General features: G+C 51.6%; 15 protein-coding genes and 1 pseudogene. All 16 read left to right on the top strand.

The annotated features are described in order from the left end of the window. The first annotated feature begins 23 nt into the window (after positions 1-23). Positions 24-917, top strand: coding sequence for a succinate--CoA ligase subunit alpha (gene sucD / locus PG1C_RS10260; protein ID WP_202634691.1), 894 nt, complete (start codon positions 24-26; stop codon positions 915-917). A 365-nt stretch (positions 918-1282) separates the two neighbouring features. Continuing rightward, positions 1283-2173 (top strand): Stp1/IreP family PP2C-type Ser/Thr phosphatase, encoded by an 891-nt coding sequence (locus PG1C_RS10255; protein WP_237218149.1) that lies wholly within the window; start codon positions 1283-1285, stop codon positions 2171-2173. Beyond that, positions 2154-2930 (top strand): FHA domain-containing protein, encoded by a 777-nt coding sequence (locus PG1C_RS10250; RefSeq protein ID WP_202634690.1) that lies wholly within the window; start codon positions 2154-2156, stop codon positions 2928-2930. Before PG1C_RS10255 ends, PG1C_RS10250 begins: the two co-directional genes overlap by 20 nt. A 123-nt stretch (positions 2931-3053) precedes the next feature. After that, positions 3054-3818, top strand: coding sequence for a 3',5'-cyclic-nucleotide phosphodiesterase (locus PG1C_RS10245; RefSeq protein ID WP_202634689.1), 765 nt, complete (start codon positions 3054-3056; stop codon positions 3816-3818). Positions 3819-3972: 154 nt separating this feature from the next. Further along, the gene (locus PG1C_RS10240) at positions 3973-6348 is read left to right on the top strand and encodes a GspE/PulE family protein (protein WP_202634688.1); all 2376 of its coding nucleotides are present in this window, start codon (positions 3973-3975) and stop codon (positions 6346-6348) included. A gap of 18 nt (positions 6349-6366) precedes the next feature. Next, positions 6367-7989 carry an HD family phosphohydrolase gene (locus tag PG1C_RS10235; RefSeq protein WP_202634687.1) on the top strand — a complete coding sequence of 541 codons (1623 nt, stop codon included), beginning with the start codon at positions 6367-6369 and terminating at the stop codon, positions 7987-7989. Positions 7990-8154: 165 nt separating this feature from the next. Then, a pseudogene (locus PG1C_RS15045) lies at positions 8155-8260 on the top strand (prepilin-type N-terminal cleavage/methylation domain-containing protein); the annotation flags it as partial. A gap of 90 nt (positions 8261-8350) precedes the next feature. After that, entirely contained in the window at positions 8351-8812 is a 462-nt protein-coding gene (locus PG1C_RS10225) for a hypothetical protein (protein WP_202634685.1), read from the top strand. Further along, positions 8781-9677 (top strand): ABC transporter permease subunit, encoded by an 897-nt coding sequence (locus tag PG1C_RS10220; protein ID WP_202634684.1) that lies wholly within the window; start codon positions 8781-8783, stop codon positions 9675-9677. The genes PG1C_RS10225 and PG1C_RS10220 overlap by 32 nt, the downstream gene beginning before the upstream one ends. Positions 9678-9725: 48 nt before the next feature. Then, a complete protein-coding gene (locus PG1C_RS10215) occupies positions 9726-10565 on the top strand; it encodes a hypothetical protein (RefSeq protein ID WP_202634683.1) in 840 nt (279 codons plus the stop codon). Then, complete coding sequence (locus PG1C_RS10210; protein WP_202634682.1) at positions 10562-11455, top strand: ABC transporter ATP-binding protein; 894 nt, start codon at positions 10562-10564, stop codon at positions 11453-11455. The genes PG1C_RS10215 and PG1C_RS10210 overlap by 4 nt, the downstream gene beginning before the upstream one ends. Next, complete coding sequence (locus PG1C_RS10205; protein WP_202634681.1) at positions 11436-13322, top strand: hypothetical protein; 1887 nt, start codon at positions 11436-11438, stop codon at positions 13320-13322. The genes PG1C_RS10210 and PG1C_RS10205 overlap by 20 nt, the downstream gene beginning before the upstream one ends. Before the next feature lie 124 nt (positions 13323-13446). Continuing rightward, on the top strand, positions 13447-13890 hold the full coding sequence (locus PG1C_RS10200) for a GtrA family protein (RefSeq protein ID WP_202634680.1): 444 nt from the start codon (positions 13447-13449) through the stop codon (positions 13888-13890). Continuing rightward, on the top strand, positions 13887-15437 hold the full coding sequence (locus PG1C_RS10195; RefSeq protein WP_202634679.1) for a hypothetical protein: 1551 nt from the start codon (positions 13887-13889) through the stop codon (positions 15435-15437). Before PG1C_RS10200 ends, PG1C_RS10195 begins: the two co-directional genes overlap by 4 nt. Before the next feature lie 48 nt (positions 15438-15485). Then, positions 15486-16331 (top strand): glycosyltransferase family 2 protein, encoded by an 846-nt coding sequence (locus PG1C_RS10190; RefSeq protein WP_202634678.1) that lies wholly within the window; start codon positions 15486-15488, stop codon positions 16329-16331. 139 nt (positions 16332-16470) lie between these two features. Then, positions 16471-17547, top strand: a complete 1077-nt coding sequence (locus tag PG1C_RS10185) for a glycosyltransferase family 2 protein (RefSeq protein ID WP_202634677.1) — start codon at positions 16471-16473, stop codon at positions 17545-17547. Positions 17548-17556: the final 9 nt, after the last annotated feature.

Below are 17556 nucleotides of genomic sequence, written 5' to 3'. Positions count from 1 at the left end.
GAATCACGCTAAGGAAAACTTAAATGTCCATTCTGATTGATAAAAACACCAAGGTCATCACCCAAGGTATCACTGGTAAAACGGGTCAGTTTCATACCGAAAAATGCCAGGAATACGCCAATGGCAAAAATTGTTTTGTGGCTGGCGTAAACCCGAAAAAAGCGGGTGAGAAGATTTTTGATATTCCGATTTACGCCTCGGTCAAGGAAGCCAAATCGGAAACAGGTGCCACGGTTTCCGTCATTTATGTGCCGCCCGCGGGCGCTGCCGATGCAATCTGGGAAGCCTGCGAAGCCGACCTTGATCTGGCCATTTGCATCACCGAAGGCATTCCCGTGCGCGACATGCTGATGGTGCGCAACAAGATGAAGCATAAGGTCGCCGCCGGCGGTAAAGAGACGCTGCTGCTGGGCCCCAATTGCCCGGGTTTGATTACACCGGATGAGATTAAAATCGGCATTATGCCCGGTCACATTCACCGCAAAGGACGTATTGGCGTAGTATCGCGTTCCGGTACATTGACGTATGAAGCGGTGGCGCAACTCACCGAAATCGGCCTCGGCCAATCGTCAGCGGTGGGCATTGGTGGCGACCCGATCAACGGATTAAAGCATATTGACGTGATGCGTGCCTTTAATGAGGATCCTGATACCGATGCAGTGATCATGATTGGTGAAATCGGTGGTCCGGACGAAGCCGATGCGGCGCTGTGGTGCAAAACCAATATGAAAAAACCGATCGTCGGCTTTATCGCTGGCGTAACGGCTCCCGCAGGTAAACGCATGGGCCACGCCGGTGCGCTGATTTCCGGCGGTGCGGATACGGCAGAGGCCAAGCTTGCCATTATGGAAGACTGTGGCTTCAAGGTAACGCGCAATCCGTCAGAAATGGCCAAATTGCTCAAAGCCATGCTGTAACGCAAAAGTCGGCACCGCAAGTTTCCCGCAAGGGGATTGGCTTCGCGGCCCCTGCAGGGCGTGCTGGCAAGACAGTGCAAGAACCAAAAAAAGCCGTTCCAGCGTATGCCGGAGCGGCTTTTTGCGTGTGTGGCCTAAACAAGGCGAGGGGCCGCAGCAATTTTTACCATCGATCATTAAATGGATTGACGGGGTTGCGTCAGGGCTGCAAGAATGGCGTCTGTACCCGAAATAGTTGGAATCCACGACGTCGCCCCGTATGATTCTGGGATAATTAAGGGCGTGAGTGTCTAAGCAACCAAGTATTCTGGACAGCGCGAGCGAATCCAGGTTAAGCAGTTGTCCCTGCGTGGATAATTGCATTTATGGAGGCAGTAATGCAGCTGGATTCAGTGCTGGAAATAGTCACCCGGACCGACCCGGGCAAGGTCCGATCAAATAACGAAGATTCTATTTTGGCGAACGCTGCATGTGGCATTGTTGTCCTTGCCGATGGTATGGGTGGCTATAACGCAGGCGAAGTTGCCAGTGGCATGGCAACCTCGATGCTGGGGAAGCGGCTGGAAAAAGTCTTTGCCAAACGAGCAGTTGGCGCCACGCTGGCCGCTGCCCTATCTTCGACGCACGCCGCATTAGCAGTTGCCATCGCAGAGACAAATCGTGCCATTTTTTCGGCGGCACAAACTCAGGCGCAGTATGCCGGGATGGGAACCACGCTGGTCATTGGCGTGTTTCAAGGCAATCAACTGACAGTAGCGCATATTGGTGACTCTCGCGTGTATCGGTTGCGAGGAAAAGATTTTGTTCAAATCACACGTGACCACTCGTGGCTGGAAGAGAAAATCGCCAGTGGATTATTAACCCGTGAGCAGGCACAATTATCGCGGAACAAAAATCTGGTGACGCGCGCTGTAGGCATCGATGCGCAAGTCTCCCCAGAAATCCATGATTTTGAAATGATCAGTGACGATATCTATCTATTTTGTTCTGATGGACTCAATGATATGGTGCCGGATAAAGATATTGGGGCGACATTGAGCGCGCTGTCAGCTAATCTCGATCTGTGTGCATTGCAGTTGATACAATTGGCGAATGATCATGGTGGGCGTGATAATGTTTCCGTCATTCTAGTCAAAGTAAAAAAAACGACCTCGACCTTGGTCTCGCCCCTTGTTAGCTGGTGGCATCGTCTCTTAACCTGGTTTAAGTATTGTGGTTTCGTGAAGGAAGAAAAGAATGTCCAAACTCATACTTAGTATTGATGGTGCGATTCTTAAAGAAATTCCGCTCACCAAAGAGCGAACCACCATTGGTCGCAAACCGCACAACGACATTCAGATCGATAATCTGGCAATCTCAGGCGAGCATGCCGTCATTATTACTATTTATAACGACTCTTTTCTGGAAGACCTCAATAGTACTAATGGCACCTTCGTGAATGGTCAGTCGATCAAAAAACATTTTTTGCAGACAGGTGATGTCATTGCGCTGGGTAAGTACAGCCTCAAGTATGTCAATGATGCTGTGCAATCTCCCCGCAACAATGATGATTTTGAACGCACCATGATTTTTCGCCCTGGAACAGCGGCTATGGCTGCTACCATGCCGTCATCGGCAGAAAGTTATAACGCGGCGGATGATAAGTTCAAGACGCCAGCGGACGACATGTCGGAGCAGCCACCCGCGATGCCCGCGCCTGTGTCACCTGTCGCCCCATTGCCTGCTGTTACTGAGTCCACTGCGGTTCTGCCGTTAGGTGCGATTCAGATACTTTCTGGTAACAATGCGGGTAAAGAGCTGGAGCTAACAAAAAACCTCACCACGCTGGGTAAGCCCAAGGTCCAGGTTGCGGTCATTGCGCGCCGGCCACAGGGCTATTTTATTACTCACGTCGAAGGCGCAAGCTTTCCCGTTATCAATGGCACCATGATAGGTGTTCGGGCGCAGGCGCTCAGAGACTACGATATCATTGATTTAGCCGGAATAAAAATGACATTCTTTTTGAAAAGTTAATGCTGGTATTTCGACTAATCCACGCTGACCAAAGGCATTGGGCATTTTTTTGGTTCGTAGCTAACGATACGCCTTGCATCATTCCTCCAACTGGAATGGTGCAAGGAATAGCTAAAAATTGATATGAAAATACGTGTGCTCGGCTGTAGCGGAGGCATTGGTGGCCACCATTTACGTACAACGTCATTTTTGGTTGATCACGACATCCTGATTGACGCGGGCACTGGTGTGGGTGATTTATCCATTGCTGAGTTAAGGCAAATTGATCATGTGTTTATTACGCATTCTCACTTGGACCATGTGACATCGTTAGCTTTCATTGTCGATGCTGTCGGTGATATGCGAGATCGACCGCTGATCGTTCATGCGACCGAAGCCACGATTCGCATTCTGCGCGAGCATATTTTCAACTGGTTGATTTGGCCAGATTTTAGTCAGACACCACATAACAAGCCATTTCTTGCTTACTCGCCTATTCATGTGGCAGAAACGGTTACGGTCGATAGTCGGATGATCACCGCGCTCCCTGCCCACCATACCGTGCCTGCTGTGGGATACCAGCTAGATTCTGGCAGCGCAAGTCTGGTTTTTTCGGGTGATACCGGCCCTTGCCCTGAGTTTTGGGAGGCGGTGAATAAAATTCAAAACCTGCGCTATTTACTTATCGAATGCGCTTTCCCTGATCAAGAAAAAGAGCTTGCCGTTCAATCGTTGCATCTTTGCCCTAGCTTGCTGATGAAAGAGTTAGCTCAGTGGCAGCATGAAGCAGAAGTTTTTGTTACTCACCTGAAACCTGGGCAAATCGAGATGACCATGCAGGAGTTAGCGACTTATAGCGGTGCATATCATTTACGTATTTTGCAGGGTCATCAAGTATTTGATTTATGAATTATTCGGAGCGGATTTTCGCCACGAGATGTACCCCGCAGACGGCCCATTCCATGGGGCAGGATGGTTACATTGTAGTGGCTGTTTTTTTAGCGAAATGTTTGAGCGAGGCCAAGGCCAGTATGACGGCATTTTTTCCTCCAGGGCTTATTAAATGAATGCCCTATCGAATAGCAAAGGTGACAATTCCGTCACTGACAGTGAAATCCGCCTGGCTTTTTTAAAAAATCTGCAGACGGTTACCAACAGAATTCACGCGACATCGAATATTGATGAACTCATGCTCGAGCTTTCAGCCGATGTATGTGGCTTATTTAATGCGGATCGCCTGACAATTTATGCTGTTGGCGAAGATAAGGCATCGATTGTCTCGAAAGTAAAAACAGGGCTGAATACATTAAAAGCTTTGCGTCTTCCCATTTCTGAACAAAGTGTTGCTGGACATGTTGCGCTTTCAAGAAGCCTCGTGAATATTCAAGATGTGTATGACGAAGCCGAGCTCACAGCGATCAGTCCACCGCTCCGGTTTTTAAAGGAGGTCGATAAACGTACAGGTTATCGTACCCGGCAGATGCTTGTCGCACCCATCATTGATGTACCAAGCAATGATCTGATTGGTGTGGTGCAGATACTTAATACCAAGGATGGAAAGCCTTTCTCAAGGATAGCCGAGGAGGGTATTAAGAGTCTATGTGAAACCCTCGCAATTGCGTTTTCCCAGCGCAACAAGTTAGTTCGGGAGGTAAAAACAAAATATGATTTTCTGATCGCCGATGCGGTGATTTCTGCACAAGAGCTTGAATTGGCGCAGCGTACTGCCCGGCGCAAGAATCTTGATCTGGAAGAAGTGCTGATCAATGAGTTTCAGGTTAAGTCAGGTGCGCTGGGCGTTGCGCTGGCAAAGTTCTTTGGTGTGCCTTACGAACCATTCAGAAGCGATCGCATCAAGCCCATAGATTTGCTCAAAAATCTAAAATGGGAATACCTGCAGCAAAATCAGTGGGCACCTGTTGAAGAGGGGCCGGAAGGTATTGTGGTTGTCTGCACTGACCCTGAACAGGTAATGGGCGCACGGGTTGTAAAGAATATTTTCCCGCGTAGCAAGATCACCTATCGTGTTACCTCACATCACGAATTCCGACAAACCCTTGATCAGCTATTTGGTAATAGTGGGGTGCCTGGTTTTACCGACGATAGTTCGGTTGGCGATATGCTGGCTACGCTCGACCAGGATGAATTGGAGGCCGAAGGCGGGGGTGCCGAAATCTCTGCGGCGGCTGACAATGAACTTGTCAAACTGGTCAATAAAATTATTATCGACGCCTACCAGCAGGGCGCATCAGACATCCACATTGAGCCTGGCCTGGGCAAGGACAAAGTGCTGATTCGTTTTCGCAAGGATGGTACGTTGGTTAAATACATCGAAGTGCCTGCCAGTTACCGCAGTGCCATGGTCGCGCGTTTGAAAATCATGTGCGACCTCGATATTGCCGAACGTCGCAAGCCGCAAGATGGCAAGATCAAGTTCAAAAAATATGGTCCGCTGGATATTGAGCTGCGGGTGGCAACGATTCCTTCTACAGGAGGCGTTGAAGATGTGGTGATGCGGATTCTTGCCGGAGGTGAGCCCATCCCGCTCGACAAACTGGGTGTCCTGCCAACCAATCTGGAAAAACTCAAAGCGACCATCGCCAAGCCCTATGGCCTATTTTTTGTATGCGGCCCGACAGGTTCAGGAAAAACCACCACACTGCACTCGGTGTTGGGTTACTTGAATACAGTTGACACCAAAATCTGGACTGCTGAAGATCCAGTGGAGATCACGCAGAAAGGTTTGCGCCAGGTGCAGGTGAACAAGAAAGTGATGGATTTTCCCACGGTGATGAAGGCTTTCTTGCGTGCTGACCCGGATATCATTATGGTCGGTGAAATGCGTGATGCTGAAACCACCAGCATCGGTATTGAAGCTTCGCTTACCGGCCATTTGGTGTTTGCTACGCTGCACACCAACAGCGCGCCAGAATCCATCATCCGTCTGCTCGATATGGGTATGGATCCGTTTAACTTCTCTGATGCCTTGCTTGGCATTCTTGCGCAAAGGCTGGCCAAACGGCTTTGCAAGTGCAAAGAGGCGTACGTCCCCGAGCCAGATGAGGTCAGGCTGTTCATGACCGAATACTGCACTGAGTTGATGAATACCGACGCCTTCAAAACAGATTTTCAAGCGGCCTATGATGCGACCTTAGCGCGTCTGATCCATGATTATGGCAAGGACGGGCATCTTGTTTTCTATCGCGCCAAAGGATGTGATACTTGTGGTGGCACGGGTTACAAGGGACGCGCGGGTTTACATGAGCTGATGATAGGCACCGAGCCTTTGAAAAAACTGATTCAAGAGCATGCACGCGTCACTCAGTTATTTGCGCAAGCGCTTGACGACGGCATGCTGACGTTGAAAATGGATGGTCTGGAAAAAGCGCTGCAAGGCGTGACTGACGTCAAGCAGGTACGTGCGGTATGCATCAAATAAAAGAAAAGGGCACTCATTATGAAAAAAAACGATAAACTTTTTTCGCGCCTCGAGCAGCTCAACGTCATTGGTGCTTCGTTGTCCAAAGAGCACGATACGCATCGCCTGATTGAGGCCATCTTGGTTGCCTCAAAAACCATCACCCGTGCGGATGGCGGCACGCTTTATCTCTTGACGGCAGATCGATCAGCCTTGCGTTTCGAGATTATGCGCACTGATTCATTAAACATTTCGATGGGTGGCACGACAGGACAGCCGGTTACCTTTCCTGATCTGCCGCTCATTAACAGTAAAGGCCAGCCCAATACCTCGATGGTAGCCGCCTGTGCTGCAATCCAGGGCAGAACGATCAATATCGCTGATGCGTATATGGAAGAAGGCTTTGATTTTTCCGGCACACGAGCGTTTGACGAGCAGACAGGCTATCGCTCGCAATCTTTCCTTACGGTACCGATGGTCAATCATGAGGATGAGCTCATTGGTGTGCTGCAACTGATTAATGCGTTTGATCCGGTCAAAAGAGAAGTTATTTCTTTTTCTGCAGCCGATCAAAGCCTGGCCGAGTCACTTGCTTCGCAAGCGGCGATTGCACTCACCAATCGGCAGTTGATCGATCAACTTGAGCAACTGTTCGAATCTTTTATCAATCTTATTAATCTGGCTATTGATGAGAAGTCGCCCTACACCGGCGGCCATTGTCAGCGCGTCCCGGAGCTCACCATGATGTTGGCTGAGGCTGTCGAAGCAACAACAACCGGCCCGCTGGCTGCATTTGCCATGACGACAGCCGATAAGCATGAGCTCAAAATCGCCGGATTGTTGCATGATTGCGGCAAAGTCACCACGCCGGTCCATGTGGTTGATAAAGCCACCAAACTGCAAACACTCTTTGACCGCATCCATCTGGTCGATACGCGTTTTGAAGTATTAAAGCGCGATGCTGAAATTGCTGCCTTGCGTCAGCAATTAGCCTTGCGTACCAAAACCGATGCATCAGCCGAAGTGCGCGTGCAAAACGCGTTGGCCGAACAGTTGCGTGTGCTGGACGCAGACCGTGATTTCCTGCGCCAGGCGAACATTGGCAGCGAATCCATGGCCGCCAGCGATCAACAGCGTGTGCGTACCATCGGCACCGAGCGGCAATGGCGCAATGTGGATGGCGTGCAAACGGAATTTCTCACGGCGGAAGAAATGGAAAATCTCACCATTCGCTCTGGCACGCTGACGCAAAAAGAACGCGAAACCATCAACTATCACATCGTCGCCACCAACAAGATGCTGGAGCAATTACCCTGGCCCAAGCATTTGAAACGCGTACCCGAATACGCCGGTGGCCATCATGAGCGCATGGACGGTAAGGGCTATCCCAAGGGTCTCACCCGTGAGCAAATGTCAATCCAGGCACGCATCATGGGTATTGCCGATATTTTCGAGGCACTCACCGCGCGTGACCGGCCCTACAAGAATGGCATGAAGCTCTCACAAGCGATGAAGATTCTTGCCGATTTCAAGAAGAATGGCCACATTGACCCGGACCTCTTTGATATTTTTGTCAAGCAAGGGGTTTATCAACAGTATGCCGAACGGTTTCTCAATCCTGAACAAGTCGACGCAGTGAATGAGGCCGAGTTGTTTATGTAATGTGACGCAATGCGCCGCAGAGTGACGTTTTTTGTCAGGTGAGCCGCAGACAATTTTTAATAATCAAGCGCAAGTCCTCATATAACCAGCATTTCTATTTTTGGCATGACCTGTGCTTTATTATCCGCAGCGACACCCGTCGCGTTTCTTTGCAAAGGAGATTTTATGAACAAGCTACAAAAGGGGTTCACCTTGATCGAACTGATGATCGTCGTGGCGATCATCGGCATTCTGGCCGCGATTGCGATTCCGCAGTTCACGGAATACACCAAGAAGGCCGAGAACAAGGCCGCGCAGTCGGACGCGAAAAATGTGCTGACCTCAGCGATCTCCAACACTAACTAATTCAAAGGACATTCAAATGAAAAAGATACTTGTGGTTGGTTTGATCTCCAGTTTCCTCTCGGCAGGTGCATTTGCGGCTGCCTGTACCACTGGTGGCGGTGCGCAAGCAGCTGTAAGCGGAGCAACTGCTCCCTCCGGTGAACAGTGCGTCTGCAACGGAGGCGCTGCGATCAAAAGTACCGTTCAAGGGGGATCTGGCACTGTCATTGGCGGCACCGTGATTACTACTGCACCAATTTTTTTAAAGACTGGGTTTGATGTTCAGTGCTCTGCAAATACCTTGGTTAGCTATAACGAAGTTTCGGGTACTGCGTTTGCCGTGGCTTCAGGTTCCATGAAGGGTAACCAGACATTCATTGGTTCCAGCAATGGGGGTGCAGTAACCACCAGTGCGAAGTGTACTGGCACTAATGATGCTTGCACTGCCGCTAATGTGACGACTGCAAATGGCTTGGCGACGACTGCCGCTGGTTCGTAATCAAGGCTGTTTTTCTTTAAAAGAGCGCACCCGCTGGTGCGCTCTTTTTGTTGAGGGTGACGTCATGTGGCAGTTCATGCTCTCCGCCGGACGTGCCGGGCTGCGTAGCCGGAGTATTCAGTCCATCCTGATCCTCGGTGCCTTGCTCGTCGGCATTGCTTATCTTTCTGCGTCGTTTTCTCCGCGCCAGCCACAGACGGTGGCGCTGGATGTGGGTTTCTCCGGCCTGCGCATCACGCTGGTTTTATTTTCGCTATTCTGGGTGCAAGAGCTGGTCGCGCGTGAAATCGAACGGCGCACGGTGTTGTTTTCACTCACTTACCCAGTGCCTCGTGGCCGCTATATTGTCGGCCGCTATCTGGGCGTATTGGGGCTGCTTGCCCTGGCGGCTTTGTTGCTCGGGCTGTTGCTCTGGGTGGTGGTGCTGAGTCTGGGCAAAGGTTACGCGCAGGGTTTTCCCGTAGTTCTTGGTTTGCCCTACTGGAGCACCGTGGCAGGGTTGTGGGTTGATGCGGCGGTGGTTGCAGCCTTTGCGCTGTGGGTTTCCACGTTTTCTACCGTGCCGATGCTGCCCTTGGCGCTTGGTTTGGCGTTTGCTGTGGGTGGCAAAAGCCTGGGCGCAGTGGCTGAGTATCTGGCCAGGGGTGCGGATGGCGACCCGGCGCTGATGCGTTTTGCGCCGATCATTGATGCGATTCAATGGGTGCTGCCTGATTTATCGCGGCTGGATTTTCGGGCATGGCCGATGTATGACCTGGCACCGGCGAGCCAGGCGGTCGGGCTGGGTTTATTGATGGCAACGAGCTATGCGGCGCTACTGCTCACCCTGGCGGTGATGACTTTCACCCGCCGGGATTTTGAATAACCAACGTGAATAGTCGGCGCTCATGAGACGGCGGATACAGTGAATATCATGACCAGTTTGCGCAAACAATGGTCAGTTGCCATCCTGGCAGTGCTTTGGGCACTCACTTTTACTGTTACCACGCAGCAGTTGAAATCTGCGCCACGACAAACGGTGGCTATCGAGATGCAGGTAGCTTTGCCGTTATTCGTGCAAGTATTCATGGCCATGGGCGACCGTTATCTGGCAGCCAACATCGCAGCGATTCGCGCCCTGGTGGTCTCCACCGAAAAAATGAAACCCGAAGATTATGCCATTCTTGGCAAAGTGCAAAAAGATGTGTCCTGGCTGAACCCGGCGCATGAAGACAACTATTACATCGCCTTCGCGATTCTGCCCCAGTATGGTGAAGTGGATGCGGCGCAAACAATACTTGCCCGTGCCAGCCGCGCGCGATTTTTCGATTACCAGCCGGCTTTTTTTTATGGATTCAATCAGTGGTATTACAAGCACGACCCGACAGGCGCTGCCGCCTGGATGCGTGAGGCCGCATTAAAACTGCCCGACCCCGACCAGCAGCTGACCATGCAGAACATGGCTGCGCGCTGGGTGGACAGGGCGCAAGACACCGAGCTGGCGATACGCGTGGTGGAAGCACTGGCCAAAGAGGCACGCCGCCCGGACTTCCGTAAATATCTGCAAACGCGTGTCGTGCGTTTGCGTCAGTTGCAGCAGTTGCGCAGCGCTGCAGACAGCTATCGCGAGCGCTTTGGCAAACCCGTGCCCGATCTGCAAACGCTAGTCACTTCGGGCATTCTTCTCGCCTTGCCGCAAGATCCTTTTGGTTTTGGCTTTGGTTTTGACAAACAAGGCCAGATTGTTCTACGCACTTCCCCTCCCTCACCATGACAGCTGCCATCGACATTCACGACTTGCGTAAAACCTACCCGCGCCGCTGGGCGTCGCCCCCGTTTGAGGCTTTGAAGGGCGTCTCGCTCACCGTGGCGGAGGGCGAGACGTTTGGCTTCATCGGCCCCAATGGCGCGGGCAAGAGCACCTTGATCAAGATTTTGACCGGCGTGATGCGCGCCACCGCCGGCACGGCGCAGTTGTTTGGCGTGGCGGTGGACAACAGCGCCGCGCGCACGGGGCTAGGCTATGTGCCGGAAAACCCCAGCCTGCCGGACTACCTGACGCCGCTGGAAATTCTCGGCATGGGGCTGGCGTTGCACAAGCGGCAGGTGACTGATAAAAAGGCGCACTGCATGCACTGGCTGGAGCGTTTTGGCCTGGGCGATGTGGCCAACAAAACCGTGCGCGGGTTTTCCAAAGGCATGGCGCAACGCACGGCGCTGGCGCATGCACTCGCTGTACAGCCGCGCTTGCTGATTCTCGATGAGCCGCTCTCGGGGCTGGACCCGATCGGCCGGCGTGATGTGGTCGATATTCTTGCGGACTACCGCAAGGGCGGCGGTACGATCTTTCTCACCTCCCATGTGCTGCATGATGTCGAGCGCCTGGCCGACCGCTTCGGCCTGATCCATAAAGGCGAGCTGCGCGCCGTGCGCTCACCCGCTGAGCTGGCGGGTGAGGATGATCGCGTGCTGGTACGCAGTCAGGGGGCGGCGGCGGTCGATGGCATGCAGCCCGAACCGGGCGGCCGCTGGGTGATCGAAGTGCCGCGTACCGCGTTGTGGCAAACCCTGCGCGCGCTGGAAGCTGCCGGGCATGCGGTGATCGAGGTCAAACCCACGCTATCGCTGGAGACTGCCTTTTTGCATGTCGTCCAGGGCGGTTGAAAAGTCGGCGCTGATGACACGGCGCCCCTGGGCAACGGGCAGCGTGTTGCTGCTGGCTTTTTTGCTCTGGCTGCTTAATCACCCGTATCAAGGCATCTGGCACGACGCACGCGTGTATGGGCTGATCGCCGCGCACTGGATTTATCCTGAAGCGCTGGCCAGCGATCTGTTCTTCCGTTTTGGCTCGCAAGGCAGCCTCAGCTTGTTTACGCCGATCTATGGCGCGCTGGTGCGCGTGCTGGGGCTGGATGTCGCCGCGCGATTGGTCGTGCTCTCGGGTGGCGCGCTGTGGGTTGCGGCGCTGTTCGCATTGGCGCGTGCGATGTTGGGCGATACGCTGGCCGGACGTTTCGCGGTGCTGTTCGGCGTGATGCTATCGGTGAGTTATTCGCCTAATGCCTCGATCTTCGTTCTCAATGAAAACTTTGCCACAGCGCGAGTCTGGGCGATGCCGTGCGGAGTGTTGGCCGTTGCGTTGCTGATCAACGGGCGACGAATCACGGCGGCGGGGCTGGCGCTGCTTGCCTTCTTGCTGCATCCCTTGCTCGGCATCTGGCCTTTGGCCTTGCTTGCGGTAGAACGCCTGTCGTTGCGACTGTTGCTCGTGCTGGCGTGTGTGCCGACACTCGCAGTGCTGGTGATCGGTAGTGTGGGCGGATTGGATATCTCTGGTTTGCGATTGATCGATGGCGCCTTGCTGGAATTTGTACAAAACGCGCCGGATATCATTTTCAAACCAGGGGCATCACGTCTGCCGTTTCATCTTATGCCGCTCGCGATTTTGTTGCTTGGTACGCGCGCTGGTTCGCCGTATCTGCGCCCGCTGTATGCGCGGCTTTTTCTCATTGGCGGCGTGGCTCTGCTGCTGGCGCTGGTGGCAAGCGATTTCTTTCCGCTGGAAATTGTGGTGCAAGGGCAGCCGTGGCGGGTAACCTGGCTGGCGCTGCCGGTATCCGGCATGGCGCTGCTTGATGTTTTGCAAACCCTGCATCGCGCATCCCCTGTGCGTTTTGCCGTGCCCTGGTTGTGTGGGCTGTTGCTGGCACTGGTGACGCTCGGTGTGGTATCGACACCGTGGGGGTTGGTGGCGCTGAGTGTTGTCGTGCTGGCGGCAAGTTTTCTGCCACCGCGTTTTTTTATCAATGCAGCCTGTGTGCTGCAAACCTGGCGTCGCAGCGCCTTGATTGGCTTGATCGCGCTGTGGTGCGTGGCACTGCCTGGTTTGTGGACAGAGCTGGAAATTGTTGGGGCGCGTTTTGTTGGTGCTTGGTGGCATGGCGCCGTGGCCCTGCATGGACTGGTCGCCGGGGGGATATGGCTGTTGCCCTTGCTACTGGCAGCAGGTATCGGCTGGTTGGCGAAATGGCGAGTAGCAGCCCCCCTTGCTGTCGTGATACTGGGGGGCGTGATTGCAGTGACCCTTGCCCAGTGGGACTGGCGCAATAACGCACAACGCAGCGAGGAAGCGCGCTGGCTGAATCCACATGCCGCACCACACCCGTTTGCGCGTTTTATTCAACCGACCGAAACCATCGCCTGGCCGGAAAAGGAAACGACGGTGTGGTTCGTGTTGCACACGGCAAACTACGTGGGTGAAATTCAGCATATCGGCGTGGTGTTCTCGCGCGACAAATTCATGGAATGGCGACGCCGTGATGCATTCTTGAAGCAGGTGGTTAATCTCCCCGAAAAGCGCTTGGCGCTGTGTGGCGACCCGGTGGTGGATTGGGTAGTAATGCCGCAGCCTGTGGCAGGTGTTGCTGCCGTCGCTGTGCTGCCTGGTGCGGCACTTTACGCCTGCACGCCGCTACGTGCCGTGTCGCTAGCGCGCTCCGCAGGAAGTACCCTTGGAGTGCCGACTTTTTGAAAGATATCGATCTTTGATTTGTGAACCGGACTAAGGTTTCCACACTATGAATTACTTTCCTAGACCTGCCACATTTCAGTACGTGATTTGGCGTTGTTCATTGTCGATGGGGGCATGCTAAATAGTGAAACCTACATATTTTCAATTGCGTCGCTTCTTGTTGTCGATAGGGACATATTTCGGTCCTGAATTGCTTGCAAGATATGTTGTTGTCGGCATTGTAAACACGGCAATGGGCAACTTCATATTCTGGATTATATGGAATCTTTGCGGAGAAAAACTTGGTCTTTTCCCATCAAGTGTGACTAGTTTTTTTCTGTCGGTCCTCTTCAGTTTTTTTACGCAAAGCCATCTCGTTTTTCAGGTTATCGACAATCGATTGCACCGGCTTGGTCGTTTCTTTTTCGCTCAGAGTTTCAATCTTTTTTTATTTTTGACGAGTATTTTTGTGCTGAGTGATTTGTATGGATGGGGTCCTTATGCGAGCTATTTTCTGGGCAGTGTGATTGTGATTGCCGTTGGGCTAGTAATAAATGGAAGATGGGTCTTTCAAAGGATTGAGAAATGAGTCGCTCAACAGTGGGAGTTCATCCTGAATGCTTCACCCGGGTGGAGCTTTGCGCGGTACTGTATGTTGTTGCCCCGATTTTTCTTTTTTTGCCATTTTGGATAGCGCAACCCTTGGGTTTTATTACCGCTGCGGTCATGTTATTTGTTTCTTTTTGGTACTTAAAGGGCGTTGATATCCGGCGCGCAGTGCTGCCACTCGGCAGCCTAGTGACCGTACTGGTTTTGTCGCTACTCTGGACGGGCCTGAGCGGTGCCGGTCACTTCTTTTATGCGAATGGCTTTGACTGGATACCTCGTTTTGCCGTTGCTCATGATCTAGCTGTCTATGAGTGGCCCATAAGTTATGGAAATGGCACCACCGAATATCTGATGCGCGTTCCGCTGGGGTTTTACCTTATCCCGGCTGCAATAGCGCGACATGTTGGAATCGATTACCTCGATATTTTGCTGTACTTCTGGACAGCGTTAGGCGTCACCTTGTTCTTTCTGGTTGCCTTTTCCGGATACTCCTGGAAGCGACTGGCTGCGGCTAGCATGGTGTTTATTCTGGCCAGCGGACTTGATATCGTCGGATACATGACCAGAAGCATGCTGTGGCCTAGGTTGGGTGAGCATATTGAGTGGTGGGTGCCCTATCTGGAGTATCCATCCAATACCACCCAGCTATTTTGGGCTCCCAATCATTCGCTTGGTGCTTGGATCGCCACGGCGCTACTTGTTCGGTTCGGGAGTAATTGTCTGGTCTTATTCCGGATTATTCCACTCATGCTGCCTGCACTTTTTTTGTGGTCACCATTAAGTGCTATGGGTGTGGCAATTTTGTGGATCGGTCTAGTTTTAATTAATTGTCGCTCCCAAGTGCGATTGAGCGATTTTTTTCGAGCATTACCGTTGATTTTGCCGATGCTTGTCGTTGCAATCTATCTTACTGCAGGCATGTCACATGTTCCGCTACCGCACAACAGTCAAAGTCACAGCATAGTACGGGGATTCGATAGTCAAACGATGCAATTTATCGCGCTAGAGGCGGCTATTCCCGCGTTGGCCATACTCATGTGGCAGCGATCGAGCGTCGTCTTTATTTCGTTCGTCACCCTGTTGGCGCTTCCATTTTTTCAATTCGGAGGTGCGAACGATCTGGTACTACGCACTTCAATACCAGCATTGACAATTATTGGGCTAGGGTTTGCTTCCTTCATGACGCAGTGGCAATCGACAGCCGTCGGCAAAGGACGGTGGGTTGTTATGGTAGCGATCTGGTCACTTGGATCAGTTACCGCAATTAATGAAATCGCCCGGGCTGTTTTTATGCCGAGATGGGAGCCGCATCTCACATTGAACTTGCCAGATGCATTTTCTCGTATCAATCCTTCTGAGCCATTCCCGCCTCACTACTTTGTTTCAATACAACCGAAAACGGTACTTATAAGTATCGTAGCCACCCCAGTAAAGGTAAGACATCTGATGTGTGCTAACTTGAAGCCTCTTGGGGTTTATTCGGGTGCGTTTCCGTCACTTGGACACCCTGTTGGTTGGCAACCTTGAGCAATAGGTTTCTTTATTATTTACGCTGATATTTAGGTGAGGCAGGCTGTGAAACAACACCACACCGTGATTGCTATCCCTTATTACAACGGTTCTCGATTCCTTCGACAAGCAATTGCTTCGGTTGTGGTGAATTGGCGCGAGGATATGCGATTGGTCGTAATTGACGATGCATCGGAGGATGATCCAAAAGAAATTTTGGAGGAGTTCTCTCAGTTCGGGATTGATTATTTTCGTAATCCAGAACGTGTTGGAATGATCGAAAATCACAAGCGGTGTCTTGAATTTAACACTGGAAAGTATTTCAAGATACTTTCCCAGGACGACGAGCTGCTACCGGGTGCTCTTGATCGTCAGATATCACTGTTGGATGCTCATCCTGAATTGGTTTTTGTCTCTGGATCAAAACAGTTGATTGATTCTGCGGGCCGAGTATTGCTAGCGATAAACCATGGGCTGAACGGTAGAGTTAACCGTCAAGATGTATGTCGAGCAATCGCGATAAAAGGCACTAACCCGGTTGGGGAGCCGGCCCTTGTCCTTATGAGAGGTAGTGCGACCAGACTTGTTCGTGGTTTTCCAGGGGGTCAGCCTTGGCTGCTTGATATTCTGATGTGGCTTCAGCTACTGGAATTGGGGCCAGGGATGGTAAAAGAGGAACCAGTTGGACGATTTCGTCTATCGTCGCAGTCTTATAGCGCAGGCATGGGGTTGAAGCAGGTGGAGGTGTTTTCAACGTTTCTTGATGATTTGCGCATTAACGGCGATATCGGCTTAGGACTCTATTGTTATGCCTGGTTAAGGTGTCGACTCAATGCATTGTTGCGACAGATAATTTATCGTTGGTATGACGTCGGTCATGGGGTTTTTCGATTGAATTTTTTCCGGAAATAACGAGGAGGGGTTTGAGATTTTTGGGATGTATTGAGGCGGGTTTTCTATTGGAGTTGCTATGTTGCATAGTCGAATTTTCATACAGATTTTTTGCGAAATTGATCTGCGCAATTTAATGAAATGAGGGAGAGTGAATTAAATGCATAGGGTGGTTCCACTCATAGCAGAGACTCAGTCTTCGCTGCGCCTTTCAGTCGTGGTTCCATGCTTTAACGAGCAGGAGTCGGTCTTCGCCTGTTGGCAGCGTTTGGTTTCCATCTGTAATGCGGAGATTGGTGATTCATATGAACTAGTCTTCGTGAACGATGGATCAACAGATGGCACGCTGGATATCTTGCGACAGCTGGTATCCCGAGATTCACACATGGTAGTTGTTGATCTGTCACGAAATCATGGTCATCAACTTGCACTAAGTGCCGGGTTGAGCATGGTGCGCGGTGAGGCTGTTCTCATTATTGATGCTGACCTACAGGATCCGCCTGAGCTTTTGCCTGAAATGATGCGCATGCTGGAAGAGGGTGCCGATGTTGTCTATGGCCAAAGGCGTCATAGAAACGGAGAAAGTTGGTTCAAAAAATGGACGGCAAAGAAATTTTACCGTTTGATCAGAGCGCTGTCAGAGGTCGATATTCCTGTTGATACAGGAGATTTCCGGCTGATGAGGCGATGTGTTGTGCAGGTACTGATGTCGATGCCTGAAACACATCGGTTCATCCGAGGGATGATTGCTTGGATCGGGTTTACGCAGAAACCAATTCTTTATACGCGGGATGTTCGCTTTTCAGGAACTACCAAGTACCCGTTGAAACGAATGTTGAGGCTTGCGTTCGATGCGGTTACCGGCTTTTCTGTGAAGCCGCTACGACTTGCATACATGTTTGGTGCATTCAGTGCGATAGCGGCTATTGCCTTGGCAATTTATATTTTTTATGGTGTTCTTCATCAGCAGACAATCCCGGGGTGGGCGAGCACCGTTCTGATCATTCTGTTTCTGGGAAGTGTTCAGCTTTTTTGTCTTGCGATTATTGGGGAATACGTTGGAAGAATATTCGAACAGTCAAAAGGCCGCCCGATATTTGTTATCAAGGAGGTCATTCTTGGCTGTAGTGACATCGCCCTTACGCCGCCAAAGGTAACCGTGAAGGCAGTTAATCCTGACGGAGGTGAGCAAACGAGTGTCGGTAAATTGGATAGACAAAAGGAGTCTCGAATATAAACATGAGGA

The organism is Rugosibacter aromaticivorans, assembly GCF_000934545.1.
Lineage (GTDB): Bacteria > Pseudomonadota > Gammaproteobacteria > Burkholderiales > Rhodocyclaceae > Rugosibacter > Rugosibacter aromaticivorans.
Note: the sequence above shows the minus strand (reverse complement) of the source record. Positions and strands in the feature narration are given on the sequence as shown.